Genomic DNA, 16216 nt, shown 5'->3' with positions numbered 1-16216 from the left:
GGCCGAAGGGCCGCACCCCCGGGGGTTGGACGCTTTCCGGTACGGGGTGCGGTCCTTCGGTCCGCCCGGATCCACCCGGCGCCCGGATCCGCCCGGACCGTTCTACGCTGGACGTATGTATGCGCGAAGGCGGCACGTCTACTTCGCCATGATGGGGACGTGCATCGGGCTGTTCGTGCTGGCCTGGGCGGTCGTGCGGCTCTGGTCGGTCCCGGTGGCCGTGGGCATGTGCGTCGTGGCGATGGTGATCCCGCCGATCGCGGCGATGACGGCCAACCGGCGGGGCCCCGACGACCGCTGGTGGGACGCCCCCTCGGGCGACGCCGGGTCCGACGAGTGGTGGGACGAGCTGGACGGCAGGAAACGCCCCCGGTAGCGGCGGCGGGGGCAGCGGCGGAGGTGCTGAGGCGGCTTTTGTTCGCTCGGTGGAGCGGCTGCCGGTCCCTCAGTAGACGAGCGCCTGCGTGTCGTCCGCCATGGCCTCCTGCACGAAGACCTGCGCGCCCGCGATCCGTACGCCCTCGATGACGTCCTTCTCCGCGATGTCGCGGCGGGCCGCGCACTGCGTGCAGAGGGTGAGGCGGCCGCCGGCCAGGATCGAGTCGAGCAGGCCGGGCAGCGGCGCCGCGTGCGGCAGCTCGAAGGAGGCGGCACGGCCCGGCAGCGCGAACCACGCGGACTCCCCCGTCAGCCAGAGCGAGACCTCCACCCCACTGGCCACGGCGACCGCCGCCACCGTGAACGCCTGCGAGCAGCGTTCGGGGGCGTCGGCCCCCGCCGTCACCTTGATCACGAGCTTCTTCGCCATGCGGCGAATGGTAGGCCCACCTCGCAGAGAGGTCCGGTCCCGGCCCGACTAGAGTGGGTACCGGCTCTGTACCGCCCACCACCGCGTCACCCGAGGAGCACCCCGTGCTTGAGTACTTCTTCGAAGCTCTGCTGGTCCTGGTCTGTGTCGGCGTCCTCGCCTTCACCGGGCTCGCCGTGAAGAAGCTGTACCAGGGCCAGCGCTGACCCCCATCAAGGAACTGCCGACCTCATGATCGAGATCCCGTCCGACCTGCACAAGGACCTCGTACCGCTCGTCTTCCTGCTCGGGCAGTGGACGGGTGCGGGCGTCCACGACTTCCCCGGCGACGAGAAGTGCAACTTCGGCCAGGAAGTCAGCTTCACCCACGACGGGCGGGACTTCCTGGAGTACCACTCGCACACCTGGGTCCTCGACGCCGAGGGCAACAAGGTGCGCCCGCTGGAGTCCGAGTCCGGCTTCTGGCGCATCGACAAGGACCGCAAGGTCGAGGTCGTGATGGTCCGCGACGACGGCGTGGTCGAGGTCTGGTACGGCGAGCTGGCCGACAAGAAGCCGCAGATCGACCTGGTCACGGACGCGGTCGCGCGGACGGCGGCCTCCGGCCCGTACAGCGGCGGCAAGCGCCTGTACGGCTACGTCAAGAGCGACCTGATGTGGGTCGGCGAGAAGCAGACCCCCGAGGTCTCGCTGCGCCCGTACATGTCCGCCCAGCTCAAGAAGGTCGTCAGCCCCGAGGACGTCGAGCGCTGGGCGAAGGCCCTCCCGGACGACATGCCGGACGACGGGATCGCTTTCTTCAAGTAGTCCTAGACTTTCGGGTGTGGTGAGCACTCGAAGCAGCACCGAAGGCACAGGCACCGGAACGGGCACGGGCGCGGACTGGAAGAGCGACCTGCGGCAGCGCGGCTACCGGCTGACGCCCCAGCGACAGCTCGTGCTCGAAGCGGTGGACACCCTGGAGCACGCGACTCCCGACGACATCCTCGGAGAAGTACGGAAGACGGCGTCGGGGGTCAACATCTCCACGGTGTACCGGACCCTGGAGCTCCTGGAGGAGCTCGGGCTGGTCTCCCACGCGCATCTGGGGCACGGCGCGCCCACCTACCACCTCGCGGACCGGCACCATCACATCCATCTGGTCTGCCGCGACTGCACGAACGTCATCGAGGCGGACATCGAGGTCGCCGCCGACTTCACCGCCAAACTCCGCGAGACCTTCGGCTTCGTCACCGACATGAAGCACTTCGCGATCTTCGGACGCTGTGCGGACTGTGCGGCCGAGGAGTGCGCGGCGCAGCCGGAGGCGGGGAAATAAATCGGGCGGCCACTCGGTCGTAGGCTGTGTGGATATGAAGAGCCCTCTGCTGTCCCTGCCCGGTGCCGTGCCCGCCGAGGGCGTGGACGAAGGCGTAGCCGCCCACTACGGCGACCTGTTCCGCGAACAGCGTGCCCTCGCCGACGGCACCGGTTTCGTGGACCTCTCGCACCGCGGGGTGGTCGCCGTCACCGGTGACGACCGGCTCGGCTGGCTGCACCTGCTGCTCACCCAGCACGTCAGCGACCTCCCGGCGGGCCGGGCCACCGAGGCGCTGATCCTCTCCGCGAACGGACACGTCGAGCACGCGCTGTACCTCGTCGACGACGGGACGACGACCTGGGCGCACGTCGAGCCCGGCACGCAGGACGCGCTGATCGCGTACCTGGAGTCGATGAAGTTCTTCTACCGCGTCGAGGTCACCGACCGGACCGGCGACCTCGCGGTCGTGCACCTGCCGGCCGGTTCCATCGCCGAGGTCCCCGAGGGTGTCGTCGTACGCGAGACGTCGTACGGGCGGGATCTCTTCCTGCCGCGTGCGGACCTGGAGGCGTTCGCGCGGGACGGGGACGCAGTCAAGCACGGCCCGGCGGTCGGACTGCTCGCGTACGAGGCGCTGCGCGTCGAGCAGCACCGCCCGCGGCTCGGCTTCGAGACCGACCACCGCACCATCCCGCACGAGCTGGGCTGGATCGGCAGCGCGGTGCATCTGCAGAAGGGCTGCTACCGCGGCCAGGAGACCGTCGCCCGCGTCCAGAACCTGGGCAAGCCGCCGCGCAGGCTCGTCTTCCTGCACCTGGACGGCAGCGAGGTCCATCTGCCGCCGCAGGGCACGGAGCTGCGCCTCGCGGACGAGGGCCCCGAGGGACGGAAGGTCGGCTTCGTCACGACGTCCGTACGGCATCACGAGCTCGGCCCGATCGCCCTCGCGCTCGTCAAGCGCAACGTGCCCGTGGACGCCCGCCTGGTGGCCGACACGACGGCCGCGGCCCAGGAGGTCGTGGTCGAGCCCTAGGCCGGCCCTGGGCCGTGTCCGTCCGGTGGGGGTCACATGTCGATGAGTACCGTGAACGGGCCGTCGTTCGTCAGGGAGACGCGCATCTTCGCGCCGAACCTGCCCGTGGCCACCGTGGCGCCCAGCGAACGGAGTTGGGCCACCACCTCGTCGACGAGGGGTTCGGCCACCGCACCGGGGGCCGCCGCGTTCCAGGTGGGGCGCCGGCCCTTGCGGGCGTCCCCGTAGAGGGTGAACTGACTGATGACGAGCAGCGGCGCGTCGATGTCGGAGCAGGACCTCTCGTCCGTCAGCATCCGGACGGACCACAGCTTGCGGGCCAGTTGGGCCGCTTTCTCCTTCGTGTCCTCGTGGGTCACCCCGACGAGGACGCACAGTCCCTCACCGCTGATCTCCCCGACCGTCTCGCCGTCCACGACGACGCTCGCGCCGTCCACCCTCTGCACCACCGCACGCATGCGGACCATCATGCCGTGCGTCCGGCCGCCCTCCGAACAAGCTCTTTCTGATGGTTCCTTAACCCCCCATCTGGGGCCGATCGGGGGCACTCGGTCACATAGTGGCCACTTGGGGTGGCACGATGCTCACACGCGCCGGTCGAGGGGACGATTGAGGCACATGAGCACACCGAGTACGGGGCAGGCACCGGGGTTGGTCTCGCTGATCCGAGGGGAACCGTCGGCACCGTCGGCATCGGCATCGGCATCGGCGTCGTCGTCGCTGTCGGCACCGTCGTCACTCGCACCGATGCGTGCGCCCGCCCAGCGATCGGACAGTCCGGTGCCGGATCCCACGTCCGACCTGGGCGCCCTGCGCCTGCCCGAACTGCGCACCCTGCGCAGGGACGCGCAGCGGGACGAGGCCGATCTGAGTTACGTACGGCGGCTGTTGCAGGGACGGATCGACATCCTGCGGGCCGAGCTGGGGCGGCGTACGGATCCCCGGGGCGGGGGGCCGGCCGGCGACCACGGGACGCCGGTCGTCGAGGCCGCCTCCGTCGTCACGCGGCTGTCGGAGATCCTGACGGACGCGCCCGCCAGGCACCGCTCGTCGGCACGGCACGTGACCGTCGGGACGCCGCACGGCGAGGAGTACCGGCGGCTGGCCGCCGACATGCTCGCCGAGGTCGAGCTGTCCGACCTGGAGGCGCGCACGGACCCGGAGCTGCATGCCGCGATGGGGCGGCTCGTACGGTACGAGCAGCAGGTCTCGGGGCGGCGGCAGCAGTTGCAGCGGACGGCCGACGACTGCAGCGCGGAGATCGCCCGCAGATACCGCGAGGGCGAGGCCCAGGTGGACGACCTGCTCATGTAGGCGGGGCGGTCAGGCGGCTGGGTCGGGCGGCTCGGTGTGCCGGTTCGGGGGGCCTGTGGACCGGTCCTGAGAAAATCCGCAGGACACCCCGCGCCCCGCATGCCTAGCGTGGCGGCATGAGCTCGCGCCAGGACATCGACGTACGCCCCATCCGTGACGATGAGATCCCGGTGTGGATCCGCGCGGCGAAGACCGGGTTCCTGCGGCCGCCGACCGTGTCGGAGGCGGACCTCGCGGACCGCCGCACCTACGTCGTGCCCGAGCGGACGCTCGGGGCGTTCGAGGGCGAGCGGTGTGTGGGGACCTACCGGTCGTTCCCGCAGGAGGTGACCGCGGTGGGCGGCGCGGCCGTACAGGCGGACGCGATCACGAGCGTGACCGTCACCGCCACCCACCGCCGCCGGGGAATCCTGACGCGGATGATGGCGCGGGACCTGGCGGCGGCGAAGGACCGCGGAGACGTGGTGGCGACGCTGATCGCCGCGGAGTACCCGATCTACGGGCGGTACGGGTTCGGGGCGGCCACGACCGTCACCGAGTGGACGATCGACGTCCCGCGGGCGGGGCTCGACCCCCGATGGGCGGGCCCCGACGACGGCGGGCGTACCGACATCGTGGACGGTGACGACGTACGCAAGACCGGGCCCGAGCTGCACGGGCGGTTCCGGCGGATGCAGCCGGGCGCGATCGACCGGGACGAGCGGTGGTGGCAGCTCGCCACCGGCGGGAGGGTCCCGGACCCCGGCGCGTGGACCGAGCCCTTCCATGCCGTGTACCGCACCGCGCGGGGGGAGGTCGAGGGCCTGCTCACGTACACGGTGGACGAACACTGGGGGGACGCCAAGCAGCCGCTCCAGACCGCGAGTGTCAAGGACCTGATCGCCGTCTCGCCGGCCGCCGAGCGGGCCCTGTGGCGGTACCTCTGCTCCATCGACTGGGTCACGGCCGTCAAGTCCGGCGGGCGGGCTCCGGACGACCTGCTGCCGCACCTCCTGCCCGACCCGCGCGCGGCGCGGATCGTCACGCAGGCCGACTGGCTGTGGGTACGGATCCTGGACGTCGTGGCGGCGCTGGAGACGCGTACGTACGGGGCGACGGGCGCCCTCGTCCTGGAGGTGGCGGACGGGGCCGGGCTCGCCGGGGGACGGTACCGCCTGGACGCCTCACCCGAGGGCGCGAGCTGTACGTGGACCACCGAGGACGCCGATCTCACGCTGCCGGTCGGTGAGTTGGGGGCGCTGTGGCTCGGGGACCAGTCCGCGGTCCGGCTGACGGCGCTGGGCCGGGTCCGGGAAGAACGAGCGGGCGCCGCCGTGGTGGCCGACGCCCTGCTGCGTACGTCCAGGCGACCGTGGTGCCCGGACATCTTCTGATTCCTGATCCTTGATCCTGCGTGCGCCGGGTGCTGTCTCCCCTCCGCTGCCGGCGACTTGGGCTGCCGTGTGGTTCCGTAGCTGTTCAGTTGTCGTTTCCGTGCTTCCGCGGCCGGCGGACCGGGTTCGCGGTGGTGCGGGCCGACCGGGCTCCCGGCTCCCCTCCGGAAGGGAACCCGGTCGGCCGGACTGTCCCGGACGGTGAGGTCCGATCAGCCGGACTGGGCGAGCAGCATCACGAGGAGCACTGCTCCGATGCCGCCTATCATCGAGTTCTTGGCCTTGATCCCGATGGCCAGGGCGACGAAGGCGATGACCCCCATCACCCCGTACTTCACCTGGAGCAACTGCTCCAGGCCGATGACGAGGGCGGCGACGACGATGGCGATGAGCGGCATGCGGTCCCTCCTTCGGGACGGCGGGGGAGGCGAACCCCCGCTGGGACCGATCCACCTGGTCGACGGTTCCGACTCTGGCGGCCAACCCCCCGGTTGTTTGACCATGTTGCTCAAGTTGGTGACCAACTTCTTTGAAGTTATCTCCTCTTGGATGCGTCTCATAACCACCTTCTCTGTAACTGCCCAAAGATGGCGCGAAGTTGTAGGGTTCGGCTGTGGACCCGGAACATGCCGCCGTCAATGGACGGAACAGGTCACAGCGGTCACAGATGTCACACCAAGAGGTGGCCGACGCGCTGCGCAGCCGGATCTTGTCGGGCGGGCTGCGGGCGGGCGAGCGCATGCCCACCCAGGCCAGGCTGGCCGACGAGTTCGGGGTCGAGCGCGGAACCGTCCGGCAGGCGCTGCGCATCCTGCAGTCGGAAAACCTGCTCTCCAACGTCTCCAAGGGGAGCCCGGCGACCGTCGCCGAGGACGTGGACAAGACGCTGACCGGGCCGGCGGCCCCACCGCAGCCCACCATGGTGGCACTGGCCCCACGCATCGCGGACGCCTTCTCGGTGCCGCACGTGGAGATCGACGCCCTGTGTCTGACGGCCGTGTCCCTGACCCTCGCGATGGGCGAGCCCTTGCGTCTCATCCACGAGGGCCGAACAAAACCGGCCAGGATCGACGTCCGCGTCCTCCTGCCGTCCCGCGACATCGACCTCGCCTTCCCGGCGGCGGTGGACGCGACGGAGGACGGTGAGCGGGTGCGGCGCCGCTGGCTGGCCCAGCGCAATGCCCAGGGACAGGTCCTCAAGCACAACCTGCTGGCGTTACGGGCGACCCACGGCATCGACGTGCACATCACGTTCAGGGCGCTGCCGTTCACCCCGCCGGTGAAGTTGTACCTGCTCAACGAGGCGGAGGCGCTGTTCGCGTACTACACGCTGGAGCGGCGCGGCGAGCACATCGACCAGGAGTATCTGGAGACGTACGACGCGGAGGGCACGCAGTCGATGCTGTTCGCCTTCGAGCAGGGGGAGGGGCTGCGGGCCACGACGTTCGTGGAGCAGTCGCATCTGTGGTTCAACGCACTGTGGGAGACCATCAGCTCGGAGCTCGTGCTCACGGGCTGAGATCTCCCACGGGTTGGAACGGGTCGAACGGGCAGGGTCGGGCCGACCGGGTCGGGCGGGTGGCGCGGGGTGGTCGGCGCGGGGCTTGCGGGGCGGTTCGTGCAGGTCACAGAGCCGGTCCCGCGAACATCAGGGCGAGGACGACGGCCCCGATGGAGCTGCAGGTGGGGCTCCGGACCTTGAGTCCCACGGTGAGCAGCAGCAGTCCGACGGCGCCGCTCGGGCCGTACCGCCACTCGACGAACTGCTCGAAGCCGACGACGAAGAGGGCGGACAGAAGAGCTATGGCGGGCATGGTGGATCCTCCTTCGGGTCTGGTGCGGGCTGGACGCGCTGTGCGCTCCGGACCGGCCAGGCGGGCCGAGGGCCGGTGCGAGAGCCGGTGCAAGGAGGGCGATGGTGCTGTGTCACGCTGCGGTGCCTTCCTGGCTGCCAACTACTGGCAAGAGGAGGAGGAACTTCCGCCATCTTCACCAAGTTGGCAACCAACTATGGATAAGTTATCCCCAGTTGGTAGTCGTCCGCAAACAACTTTCAAACAACTCCCGTTAGATGGGCCAAGCTTGTAGCGTTTGGTCGTGACCAAGGGGAACGTGCAGGAGAACGCGCAGGAGAACGTGGCAGTGAACGGCAGCAGAACGCGCAGGAGAACGTGGCAGTGAACGGCAGCAGAACGCGCAGGAGAACGTGGCAGTGAACGGCAGCAGAAAACTCTCACCGCAGGAGATCGCCGACATCCTGCGGGACCGCATCCGCGCGGGTGACCTGCGGGCCGGCGACCGCCTGCCCACCCAGGCCGAGCTCGCCGACGAGTTCTGTGTGGAGCGCGGCACGGTCCGCCAGGCCCTGCGGGCCCTCCAGGACGACGGCCTGCTCAGCAACGTGAGCAAGGGGAGCCCGCCCCGCATAGCGGAGGTGACCCCGACCCCGGACGAGCCCCAGCCGACGATGGTGGGGCTGGCACCGCGACTGGTGGACGCGTTCGGCGCGCAGCGCGTGCGCATAGACGTCGTGTGTCACACGGCCGAGACGCTGATGCTGGCCATCGGCGATCCGGTCCGCCGCATCCACGACGGCACCCTGCGCCCCGAGTCGGTCGACGTCCGCATCCTGGTGCCCTCGCGGGAGATCACCCTCGCCTTCCCCGTCTCGGTCGACGGCAGCGCCGAGGACGACCCGGTCCACCAGCGCTGGCTGGACATGCGCAACGCCCAGGCGCACGTCCTGCGGCACAACCTCCAGTCCCTGCGCTCCTCGCACGGCATCGACGTGAACGTCACCTTCCGCGCCCTGCCGTTCACCCCGCCGGTGAAGCTCTATCTGCTCAACGGGCAGGAGGCGCTGATCGGTTACTACGTCCTCACCCGCCGGGAGGAGCCGTACGAGAGCCAGACGCTGGAGATGTACGACGCGCTCGGCTCCGCGTCCCTCCTCTTCTCCTTCCTCACGCGGTCGGGGCAGCGTGACGCCGCGTTCGTGGAGGAGTCGCAGAAGTGGTTCGACGGCCTCTGGGAAACCATCACGACGGACCTGACACTCTCCTAGTGACTTCTGATACGAAGCAGACTGGTCCGGTGGCTACCGAGACAGAGAACCTTCATGCGGTGATCCGACGAGCCCGTTTCGTCCTTTTCGACTTCGACGGCCCTATCTGCCGGCTCTTCGCGGGGCACTCGGCGGAGGGCGTGGCGAAGGACCTGGTGAGGTGGCTCGAACGGCAGGGCCTGCGCGGACTGCTCACCGAAGAGGAACGGGTCCACCCCGACCCGATGGTGGTCCTGTACGCGGTCAACCGCCGGCATCCGCGCAGCGATCTCGTGGTCGAACTGGAGGAACGCCTCACCCAGCAGGAGCTCCAGGCGGTGCCCTCCGCCTGGCCGACCGAGTTCGCGGATCCGCTGATACGGACCTGGAGCGCGGTCGGGGCGCGGCTGGCCGTGGCGACCAACAACTCCCCGCGCACCGCCGCCCGTTACCTGGACAGTCGAGGTCTGGCCGACTGCTTCATGCCGAACGTCTACGGCCGCACCCAGGACCTGGACCACCTCAAGCCCCACCCGCACTGCCTCAACCGCGCCATGAACGCCCTCGGCGCCGCCCCGCGGTCCACGCTCATGATCGGCGACGCCCCGTCGGACTACCTGGCGGCCGAGGAGGCAGGCGTCCCGTTCCTCGGCTACGCGCGTAACGGCGACAAGGAGAAGCTGCTGCGGGACGCCGGTGCGGAGCATGTGGTGGCGTCGCTGGAACCGGTGCTGAGGATCCTCCGGAATCAGGTCTGAAGCTGCAACGTCAGCAGGAAGAAGAGCCCGGCCGACCACCAGGCCCATCGGGGGTGGCCGGCCCGCACGCCGACCACCAGAAGACTCATCAGGACGATCCCCGCGAGCCCGAGCCCGAGCCCGAGCCCGAGCCCGAGCCGCGAGAAGACCCCAGCTCCACCGGATCGGTTTTCGCCGACACCATGCAGTCCTGGTTCAACTCCGTCTGGAACCTGCTCGCGACGTGAACCCAGTTGCGCCCATACGGGCGAATGCAGGGTGTGCCGCATCCTCGTGCCTTGCTCGACGTTTACTTCATTGAGACGAATCCGGCGCGACAGACGTATCTGATGCCGATTAGGGTTTGCGCAACCTCAGTTACAGGAGTTGCCCGTGGGCACACCCCCGGAGCCCACGTGTGCCAGGCGAGGGCTTCGCGTCGTCGATCCTGTCGCGGACACCGTCTACGACGACTTCGTGGGACAGGCGAAGAGTGTCGGAGTGATGAGCGGCGGCCATCACAACCGTAACTACGTGTTACCGCTCAGCGAGGCGATGGCACGTCGCGTGGGACGTGAGCCGGGCACGAACGTGACCGTCCGGATCCGTCGGCCCGAGGTGGTGCCGGTCGTCATCAGGACCTGGGAGCACGAGTCGGAGATCCTCGCCGCCATCGGCGATGCCCTGCCGCATGTGCCGCAGTGTCTCGCCCAGCAGGACGGCTCGGCGGTCCACAGCTACGTGGAAGGCGTCCCGCTCTCCACGGTCTGCCCGAACGGCAAGCCCGTCGACAGCATGCTGATCGGTGCCCTGGCCGACCTCCTGGCGCAGATGTCCCGGGTCCGCAGAGAGGCGTTGCCCCGCCTGCCCGCCGACTGGCCGTTCAACGACAAGGACAGTCAGGCTTTTCTGCGCACGCTGGCGCACCTTGCGGACCGCCAGATCCGTCAGCCCAATTGGACGGCTTTCGGTGGCCTCTTCGCCGCACTGGGCATCCCCGACGACGCCCTGGTGCGGCTGGCCGAGCGGGTCCCCGCCATGGCCCGTCGCCCTTACAGCCTGCTCCACGCGGACCTCCACCGGGACAACGTGATCGTCACCTACCGGGGTGAGCCGCCGCTGATCTGCGTGGACTGGGAACTCGCGACGTACGGTGACCCACTGCACGACCTGGCCACGCATCTGGTCCGGATGCGGTATCCGGATTTCCAGTGGGACGAGGTCATCGACTCCTGGGCGACGGCCATCCAGGACACCCGGCCCATGGCCGTGAACGGCCTCGCCAGGGATCTCCGCCATTACGTGGCGTTCGAGCGCGCGCAGTCCGTCTACCCGGACGTGATGCGGGCGGCACAATCGCTGGAGTACTCGCTCGACCAGAACAGTCTGGTCCAGGCGACCGCGTCGGTCACCAGGGCTCTCAGAGCCGCCGCCGATCCGCTGCGACTCGTTCGCGTGCCGGACGAGGCCGAGGTCGAACGCGTACTGGTGCGGTGGCAGGCGTCCCGCCACGATCGCCGGCCGCGCGGCCGCAGGACGGACACCGTGCACAGCTGGACGCCGGACGAGCGGGTGCCGGAGCACCCCGACTTTCCCCGCCCGTCCGTACTCGACGCCCTGATCGCCGAGGGAGCGGCGTCGGCGGAGCACGTGTTCAAGGGGACAGCCCATCTGAACACGGTCGTACGTGTGCCGGGTGTCGGCTTCCCCGTGGTGGTGCGGCGCGGCCTGCCGTCGGTCCGCCGCCTCGAACGCGGCTACCTCAGCGAACACGCCGTCCTCGATGCCATCGAGCGCTTCGGCGTCGCCGTGACGGCACCGAGGGTCCTCGCGCTGGGCGAGAGCCATACGCGGGATCCGTTCGCCGTCCATACCTACGAGGGCACGCGTGGCGGCGACCAGCCCCCCAGCCATCCGGTGAACGGTCTCCTGCCCCACGAGGTGGACGGCCTCGTCGACCAGTTGTGCGCACTCACGCAGGTCGACCCGCTGTCGGTGGATCCGCTGGCCACCGGGCTGGCCCAGGAGGGGACCTTCTACGAGTGGCTCAGCGGGCAACTGGTCGTACTCGTCGGCGGGTTGGACAAGGAGTCCCGGCAACTGGCCAGAGAGCTGGGGCTGCCGGACGCGTACCGGCTGGGGGAGCTCCTGTCCCGGCACCGGGTCACCCCGCGGGAGCCGACGCTGCTGCACGGCGACCTGAATCCCTGGAACCTCGTACGCCGGGACGACGCGTACGCGCTGACCATCATCGACTGGGAGATGGCGCTGGTCGGCGATCCCCTGTACGACGTGGTCCGGCACATGCACCTGACACCGACCCTGCCGGAGATTCGCGACCGGATGTTCCGCCGCTGGGTCGCCCAACTGCCCAGCACCCACACGAAGGACTGGGAGCGCGACTGGCAGGTCTACCGGCGGATCGAGATCATCCGGTCCGCCTACGTGGACCTCGACCGGCTGGTCACGGGCGCGAGCCTCGACGCCCCCAACGTCAATCGCGCGGTGCGGTCGTACGGGATGACGTTGCGGGCCGCTCAGGGATCACTCGGACTGCCCCCGAGGGAACTGTCGAACCCCTACCTTGTCCGCGCGCTGCCGGACGGAGCCATGGCACTGCCGGAAAAGTGACGTTGTCCGTCGGGGTGCGGCCCGGAACGTGCGGGGACCATTCCGGGGCCGCATTCTCGTTGCCTCCAAGGGGAGGGCGGGAGTCCGGAAGGTGCGTAGGCTCGGGGTCATGGGCGAGACGGGTGCGACGGACGCCGCCGGTGGTAGTGGTGCGTCCGGTGTGAGAAGCATGGTGGGCGCCGTGGGCGCCATGGGACTGCGGGAACGCAAGAAGCTCCGGATGTACCGCGATGTCTCCGACATCGCCATCTCGCTCTTCCTGGAGAAGGGGTTCGAGAAGGTCTCCGTCGCGGAGGTCGCCGCCGCGGCCGAGATCTCCAAACCGACCCTCTTCCGGTACTTCTCCTCCAAGGAGGACCTCGTCCTGTACCGGTTCGCCGATCACGAGACCGACGCCGCGCGCGTGGTCGGGGACCGCGCGCCCGGACAGTCCGTGCTCGACGCGCTGCGCCTGCACTACCTGGCCGGGATCGAGCGCGGCGACCCCGTGACCGGCGTCAACGGCGATCCGCACATCCTCGCCTTCCACCAGTTGCTGTACGGGACCCCGTCGCTCGTGGCACGGCTGTACGAGTATCTGGAGCGGTCCGAGGCCGCCCTCGCCGCCGCCCTGGGCGGAACCCTCGAAGCGCGGCTCGCCGCCGGCCAGATCGTCGCCGTGCAGCGCATTCTCGCGATGGACAACTGGCGGCGCATCGCGAGGGGCGAGGACGTCGCGCAGGTGCAGCGGGACGCCGTCACCGCCGCGGAGGGCGCCTTCGCCAGGCTGGGCAGCGGGCTCACCGCATACGCAACAGGGTAAAAACTTTAACTCGGTCACTATATTGGCGTACCCTCGCTCCAATGACGCCCGCCGACCCCGCCCTCGCCGCCTCCCTCCGCGGCGAACGCGCGTACCACGACCTCTGCCGTGCCGCCCTCGCCGCGATGGTCGACGGCGCGCGGCGGCACGTGGTCACCGGAGAGGACGTGTCCGCGTCCGGTGCCGACGCCGAGGTGCTCGGCCGCCGCCTCCGCAGCCGGGCGAAGGAGATGCGGGAGCTGCCCGAAGGGCCCCTGTTCTTCGGGCGGTTGGATTTCGGGCGGGACGCGCGGGCCGCCGGTGACCATGCCGGGCAGCGCTACCACGTGGGGCGGCGCAGGATCACCGAGCATCCCGCGGCCCCGCCCCTCGTCGTCGACTGGCGTGCCCCCGTCTCCCGCGCCTTCTACCAGGCGAGTGCCCGTGATCCACAGGGTGTGGAGGTGCGGCGGCGGTTCGGCTGGGCGCCCGGGAGCCGGGGGGAGTCCGCCGACCTGACCGGGCTGGAGGACGAGCACCTCGGCAAGGAGCGCCTCGGGGACGAGGGGTCCGAGAGGGCCGAGGGCGAGCCCTTCCGGTCCCCTCGCGCGCGGAGCCGCATCCTCGCGAGCGAGATCGAGCGGCCCCGGGTCGGCCCGATGCGTGACATCGCCGCCACCATCCAGCCCGACCAGGACGACCTCGTACGCGCCGGCCTCGCCGTCTCCGTCTGCGTACAGGGCGCACCCGGCACCGGCAAGACGGCCGTCGGGCTGCACCGGGCCGCGTACCTCCTCTACACCCATCCGCAGCGCCTGCGGCGGAGCGGACTGCTGATCCTCGGGCCGAACCCCACCTTCCTCTCCTACATCTCCCAGGTGCTGCCCGCACTCGGCGAGACCGGCGTACGCCAGTCGACGATCGGCAACGAGATCGCGCACGAGCTCGGGATCGAGATCGGGATCGGCACGGGCACCGGTGGCGGAGAGGACGACGAGCGCGCCGCCGTCGTCAAGCACGACGCCCGCATGGCCGAGGTACTGCGACGCGCCCTGTACGCCAGGGTGGACCCGGCCGCCGCAGGCGAATCCGGCGACCTCACCGTGCCCGACGGTTCGTACCACTGGCGGGTGCCCGCCCACACGCTCGGGCGGATCGTGGCGGACGTACGGGCCGAGGAACCGCCGTACGCCGTCGGACGTGAGCGCGTACGGACCCGGGTCGTGCGGTACGTGCAGGAGCGGGCCGAGCGACGGGCCGGCCCCCGGACGAACGCCTGGCTGCAGAAGGTCTCGCGGGCCCGGCCCGTCGGCGCGTACGTCGACGCGGTGTGGCCCAGGGCCCGGCCGCAGGAGGTCGTCGCGGAACTCCTCACCGACCCGGCCGCGCTCGCCGCCGCGGCGGACGGGGTGCTGGACGCGGACGAGCAGAAGGCGCTCCTGTGGGCCCGGCCACCCCGTTCCTGGAAGTCCGCCCGATGGTCCGCGGCCGACCTGGTCCTGCTCGACGAGGTCGCGGGCCTGATCGAACACCCCGCCGGGTACGGCCACTTGGTCATCGACGAGGCCCAGGACCTGTCGCCGATGGAGTGCCGTGCGATCGGCAGGCGCGCCGCTTTCGGGTCGGTCACGGTCCTCGGTGACCTCGCCCAGGGGACCACGCCGTGGGCCGCGCGGGAGTGGGGCGAACTGCTGGCGCACCTCGGCAAGCCCGAGGCGTCGGTGGTGCCGTTGACGACCGGGTTCCGCGTTCCGGAGGCGGTGGTCGCCCTGGCGAACCGGGTGCTGGCCCGGCTGGACGTGGCGGTGCCACCGGGGCGGTCCCTGCGCACGGACGGCGAGCTGCGGATCCGCCGCACGGACGACGTGCTGCACGAGACGGTCGAGTCCGTCCGCCGAGCGCTCACCAACGAGGGGTCGGTGGGCGTCATCACGGCCGGCACGGACGTCGTACGGGTACGGGAGGCGCTCGGCGCCGCCGGGATCGAAGCCGCCGACGTGGACCGGCTCGGCGCGCGGGTCACGGTGCTGACGGCCGCGGTGGCGAAAGGGCTCGAGTACGACCACGTCGTCGCCGTGGAGCCGGCGACGATCGCGGAGGAACGAGGAAGCGGGGGAGGAGGGGGAGGCGCGGAAGGAGAGCAGGGAGGGGGAGGAGGGCGGGGATTGCACCAGCTGTACGTCGTGCTGACGCGCGCGGTGTCCAGGCTCGACGTCGTCCACGCGCGGCCGCTGCCCTTCGAATGAGCCCGACCGCACGCTCCCCTGCCCCTTTCCCTGCCCCCTCCCCTCCGGGCGCGGGTTCCGTGTCCTAGCGGGTGGGATCCGCCTCCCGGTGGACGGACTCGTTCGGCACGTCGAGTACGGGGATCAACTGCTCCTCCTCGTACGTCAGGTGCGCCTCCAGCGCGGTGGTGAGGCGCTCCACCTCGGCGCGTACGTGCTCGGTGTCGGCCGAATCCATGCCGATGACCTGCTGCAACTCCGCGATCAGGACCGCGATCCGCTCGTGCTCCTCGCGCAGGCGGTCCAGGGCCGGTTCGAGTTCGGGGTGGCGGTCGGCCAGGAACGGGAACATGGCGATGTCCTCGCCGGTGTGGTGGTTGTGCAGACCCTGGCAGAAGGTCAGGCAGTTGATACGCGGCTGGGCGCCGAGGGTCGAACCCGCCTGGTCGAACTCGCCGCGTATCAGCGTGAGTTCGCGGCGGAAGGCGTCGTGGATCGCCTTGACGTACTCGCTCATCGAGGACGCGTTGACGTTCGGCGGGCCACCGCTCGCGATCTCGTGCAGGGCGACCACCGGAATCACCCGGCTGGTCCTGGCCTGGTACTCCGCCCAGCCGGAGTCGGCCTCGACCGCGCGGGCGAAGGCCGCGTCGCGTGCGCCGCCCCGCAGGACCTCGGCCTTGGCGTCGTACGTGAACACCCCCGTCTCGACGGTGACGTGCGGATGCGCGACGAGGTTGTGGAACCAGTCGGGATGCTTCGGCGCACCGCCCGCCGAGGCGATGACCAGCACGGTGCCGTCTCCGTCGTGGTAGTAGCCGACCGGGGTGGTGTGCCGCTCACCGGAACGGGCCCCCGTGGTGGTGAGCAGGAGCAGCCGTGCGCCCTCGAAATGGCCGCCGACCTCCCCGGAGTTGGCTCGGAATTCCTCGATGACCTGCTGGTTGAAGTCGTTGGGCATTCTCTTCTTT

Annotated in this window: 19 protein-coding genes; 12 read left to right on the top strand and 7 right to left on the bottom strand. The window is 70.2% G+C overall.

Features of this window, described 5'->3' with window-relative positions:
* Window positions 1–115: 115 nt before the first annotated feature.
* Entirely contained in the window at window positions 116–376 is a 261-nt protein-coding gene (locus ACFYXC_RS30670) for a DUF3099 domain-containing protein (protein ID WP_388922962.1), read from the top strand.
* A gap of 69 nt (window positions 377–445) precedes the next feature.
* On the opposite strand, the gene ACFYXC_RS30665 is transcribed toward ACFYXC_RS30670, so the two are convergent.
* Complete coding sequence (locus ACFYXC_RS30665) at window positions 446–808, bottom strand: DsrE family protein (protein ID WP_388922965.1); 363 nt, start codon at window positions 806–808, stop codon at window positions 446–448.
* Between the two features lie 231 nt (window positions 809–1039).
* Between ACFYXC_RS30665 and ACFYXC_RS30660 the strand changes: the two genes are divergently transcribed.
* The 3 genes from ACFYXC_RS30660 to ACFYXC_RS30650 are packed head-to-tail and all read left to right on the top strand — an operon-like array spanning window position 1040 to window position 3141.
* Complete coding sequence (locus tag ACFYXC_RS30660; protein WP_388922968.1) at window positions 1040–1615, top strand: FABP family protein; 576 nt, start codon at window positions 1040–1042, stop codon at window positions 1613–1615.
* A gap of 16 nt (window positions 1616–1631) precedes the next feature.
* Entirely contained in the window at window positions 1632–2126 is a 495-nt protein-coding gene (locus ACFYXC_RS30655; RefSeq protein WP_388922972.1) for a Fur family transcriptional regulator, read from the top strand.
* A 34-nt stretch (window positions 2127–2160) separates the two neighbouring features.
* Window positions 2161–3141, top strand: a complete 981-nt coding sequence (locus tag ACFYXC_RS30650; protein ID WP_389555242.1) for a YgfZ/GcvT domain-containing protein — start codon at window positions 2161–2163, stop codon at window positions 3139–3141.
* A 32-nt stretch (window positions 3142–3173) separates the two neighbouring features.
* Here the strand turns inward: ACFYXC_RS30650 and dtd are convergent, their stop codons facing one another.
* A complete protein-coding gene (gene dtd / locus ACFYXC_RS30645) occupies window positions 3174–3599 on the bottom strand; it encodes a D-aminoacyl-tRNA deacylase (protein WP_388922978.1) in 426 nt (141 codons plus the stop codon).
* A gap of 126 nt (window positions 3600–3725) precedes the next feature.
* Entirely contained in the window at window positions 3726–3935 is a 210-nt protein-coding gene (locus ACFYXC_RS30640) for a hypothetical protein (RefSeq protein ID WP_389555280.1), read from the bottom strand.
* On the opposite strand from ACFYXC_RS30640, the gene ACFYXC_RS30635 reads away from it, so the two are divergent.
* A complete protein-coding gene (locus ACFYXC_RS30635; RefSeq protein WP_389555240.1) occupies window positions 3889–4455 on the top strand; it encodes a hypothetical protein in 567 nt (188 codons plus the stop codon). The genes ACFYXC_RS30640 and ACFYXC_RS30635 overlap by 47 nt on opposite strands.
* 116 nt (window positions 4456–4571) lie before the next feature.
* Window positions 4572–5828, top strand: coding sequence for a GNAT family N-acetyltransferase (locus ACFYXC_RS30630; RefSeq protein ID WP_389555238.1), 1257 nt, complete (start codon window positions 4572–4574; stop codon window positions 5826–5828).
* Window positions 5829–6040: 212 nt separating this feature from the next.
* On the opposite strand, the gene ACFYXC_RS30625 is transcribed toward ACFYXC_RS30630, so the two are convergent.
* Window positions 6041–6226: a hypothetical protein gene (locus ACFYXC_RS30625; protein ID WP_388922984.1), complete on the bottom strand. Its 186-nt coding sequence runs from the start codon at window positions 6224–6226 to the stop codon at window positions 6041–6043.
* 269 nt (window positions 6227–6495) lie between these two features.
* Here ACFYXC_RS30625 and ACFYXC_RS30620 point away from each other — a divergent pair, with 269 nt between their 5' ends.
* Window positions 6496–7347 (top strand): winged helix-turn-helix domain-containing protein, encoded by an 852-nt coding sequence (locus ACFYXC_RS30620; RefSeq protein WP_388922987.1) that lies wholly within the window; start codon window positions 6496–6498, stop codon window positions 7345–7347.
* A 106-nt stretch (window positions 7348–7453) separates the two neighbouring features.
* Here the strand turns inward: ACFYXC_RS30620 and ACFYXC_RS30615 are convergent, their stop codons facing one another.
* Complete coding sequence (locus ACFYXC_RS30615) at window positions 7454–7642, bottom strand: hypothetical protein (protein WP_388922990.1); 189 nt, start codon at window positions 7640–7642, stop codon at window positions 7454–7456.
* Window positions 7643–8040: 398 nt separating this feature from the next.
* On the opposite strand from ACFYXC_RS30615, the gene ACFYXC_RS30610 reads away from it, so the two are divergent.
* Together ACFYXC_RS30610 and ACFYXC_RS30605 are read left to right on the top strand one after the other, a co-directional pair.
* A complete protein-coding gene (locus tag ACFYXC_RS30610; protein ID WP_389555235.1) occupies window positions 8041–8892 on the top strand; it encodes a GntR family transcriptional regulator in 852 nt (283 codons plus the stop codon).
* Window positions 8892–9629: an HAD family hydrolase gene (locus ACFYXC_RS30605; RefSeq protein WP_389555233.1), complete on the top strand. Its 738-nt coding sequence runs from the start codon at window positions 8892–8894 to the stop codon at window positions 9627–9629. The genes ACFYXC_RS30610 and ACFYXC_RS30605 overlap by 1 nt, the downstream gene beginning before the upstream one ends.
* Here the strand turns inward: ACFYXC_RS30605 and ACFYXC_RS30600 are convergent.
* The gene (locus tag ACFYXC_RS30600; RefSeq protein WP_389555231.1) at window positions 9620–9898 is read right to left on the bottom strand and encodes a hypothetical protein; all 279 of its coding nucleotides are present in this window, start codon (window positions 9896–9898) and stop codon (window positions 9620–9622) included. The genes ACFYXC_RS30605 and ACFYXC_RS30600 overlap by 10 nt on opposite strands.
* A gap of 103 nt (window positions 9899–10001) precedes the next feature.
* Here ACFYXC_RS30600 and ACFYXC_RS30595 point away from each other — a divergent pair, with 103 nt between their 5' ends.
* From ACFYXC_RS30595 to ACFYXC_RS30585, 3 genes are all read left to right on the top strand, one after another.
* Window positions 10002–12239: a phosphotransferase gene (locus ACFYXC_RS30595; RefSeq protein WP_389555230.1), complete on the top strand. Its 2238-nt coding sequence runs from the start codon at window positions 10002–10004 to the stop codon at window positions 12237–12239.
* Between the two features lie 181 nt (window positions 12240–12420).
* Entirely contained in the window at window positions 12421–13041 is a 621-nt protein-coding gene (locus tag ACFYXC_RS30590) for a TetR/AcrR family transcriptional regulator (RefSeq protein WP_389555278.1), read from the top strand.
* Between the two features lie 41 nt (window positions 13042–13082).
* On the top strand, window positions 13083–15266 hold the full coding sequence (locus ACFYXC_RS30585; protein WP_389555228.1) for a HelD family protein: 2184 nt from the start codon (window positions 13083–13085) through the stop codon (window positions 15264–15266).
* A 64-nt stretch (window positions 15267–15330) separates the two neighbouring features.
* Here ACFYXC_RS30585 and ACFYXC_RS30580 read toward each other — a convergent pair whose 3' ends face one another.
* On the bottom strand, window positions 15331–16206 hold the full coding sequence (locus tag ACFYXC_RS30580; RefSeq protein WP_389555227.1) for a nitroreductase/quinone reductase family protein: 876 nt from the start codon (window positions 16204–16206) through the stop codon (window positions 15331–15333).
* Window positions 16207–16216: the final 10 nt, after the last annotated feature.

Source organism: Streptomyces sp. NPDC002701 (assembly GCF_042889045.1).
In the GTDB taxonomy this organism is placed as follows: Bacteria; Actinomycetota; Actinomycetes; order Streptomycetales; family Streptomycetaceae; genus Streptomyces.
Note: the sequence above shows the minus strand (reverse complement) of the source record. Positions and strands in the feature narration are given on the sequence as shown.

Bases quoted from the DNA above. Each gene is read 5' to 3' on its own strand.
- ACFYXC_RS30670 (WP_388922962.1), top strand. From the start codon at position 116: ATGTATGCGCGAAGGCGGCACGTCTACTTCGCCATGATGGGGACGTGC.
- ACFYXC_RS30665 (WP_388922965.1), bottom strand. From the start codon at position 808: ATGGCGAAGAAGCTCGTGATCAAGGTGACGGCGGGGGCCGACGCCCCC.
- ACFYXC_RS30660 (WP_388922968.1), top strand. From the start codon at position 1,040: ATGATCGAGATCCCGTCCGACCTGCACAAGGACCTCGTACCGCTCGTC.
- ACFYXC_RS30650 (WP_389555242.1), top strand. From the start codon at position 2,161: ATGAAGAGCCCTCTGCTGTCCCTGCCCGGTGCCGTGCCCGCCGAGGGC.
- dtd (WP_388922978.1), bottom strand. From the start codon at position 3,599: ATGCGTGCGGTGGTGCAGAGGGTGGACGGCGCGAGCGTCGTCGTGGAC.
- ACFYXC_RS30635 (WP_389555240.1), top strand. From the start codon at position 3,889: ATGCGTGCGCCCGCCCAGCGATCGGACAGTCCGGTGCCGGATCCCACG.
- ACFYXC_RS30630 (WP_389555238.1), top strand. From the start codon at position 4,572: ATGAGCTCGCGCCAGGACATCGACGTACGCCCCATCCGTGACGATGAG.
- ACFYXC_RS30625 (WP_388922984.1), bottom strand. From the start codon at position 6,226: ATGCCGCTCATCGCCATCGTCGTCGCCGCCCTCGTCATCGGCCTGGAG.
- ACFYXC_RS30620 (WP_388922987.1), top strand. From the start codon at position 6,496: ATGTCACACCAAGAGGTGGCCGACGCGCTGCGCAGCCGGATCTTGTCG.
- ACFYXC_RS30615 (WP_388922990.1), bottom strand. From the start codon at position 7,642: ATGCCCGCCATAGCTCTTCTGTCCGCCCTCTTCGTCGTCGGCTTCGAG.
- ACFYXC_RS30600 (WP_389555231.1), bottom strand. From the start codon at position 9,898: ATGCGGCACACCCTGCATTCGCCCGTATGGGCGCAACTGGGTTCACGT.
- ACFYXC_RS30585 (WP_389555228.1), top strand. From the start codon at position 13,083: ATGACGCCCGCCGACCCCGCCCTCGCCGCCTCCCTCCGCGGCGAACGC.
- ACFYXC_RS30580 (WP_389555227.1), bottom strand. From the start codon at position 16,206: ATGCCCAACGACTTCAACCAGCAGGTCATCGAGGAATTCCGAGCCAAC.